General features: G+C 59.1%; 1 protein-coding gene. It reads left to right on the top strand.

Annotation, left to right across the window (positions count from 1 at the left end; all coding sequences use genetic code 11):
• A partial coding sequence (locus AC5RWU_RS24610) for a hypothetical protein (RefSeq protein WP_493986787.1) occupies window positions 1–442 on the top strand: 442 nt, incomplete at its 5' end.
• Between the last annotated feature and the right edge of the window lie 22 nt (window positions 443–464).

The raw sequence follows: 464 nt of genomic DNA, 5'->3' as shown, positions 1-464 counted from the left end.
CAAGGAGAAGTACGACGCACTGCCTGCGGAGGTGCAGGACATCTTCCACGAAGCCGTCCCGCTCATCAGCGTCGGCAACAGCGGCCACCTCGTCGGCGAGTACATCAACTTCTATCAGAACGCCGAGGACGAGTACGGTGTCACCTTCGTGACTCCGGCTGATGACCTCGTCACCGCTCTCTCGGACTTCCAGAAGGAGCAGGGAGAGAAGCTCGTAGATTCGGCGCCGGAGTCGATCTCCGACCCGCAGGCACTCGTCGATCTGTTCCAGAAGGTCAACGACGACTGGATCAAAATCCTTCAGGACGAGTTCGGTGTTCCCGCGTCCGACGGATCCAAGGAATCAATGCAGGCAGCGCTCGAGTACGTCCACAACGAGTTCGATTGGGACCGGTACCGCGAACGGCAGTACGAGTACCTCTCGGAACTCGGTACTTGGTGACCACAAGCGGTCCAACGACTCT

The organism is Arthrobacter sp. B0427-1-12 (assembly GCF_059092905.1).
This window is presented reverse-complemented; position numbering and strand designations above follow the sequence as displayed.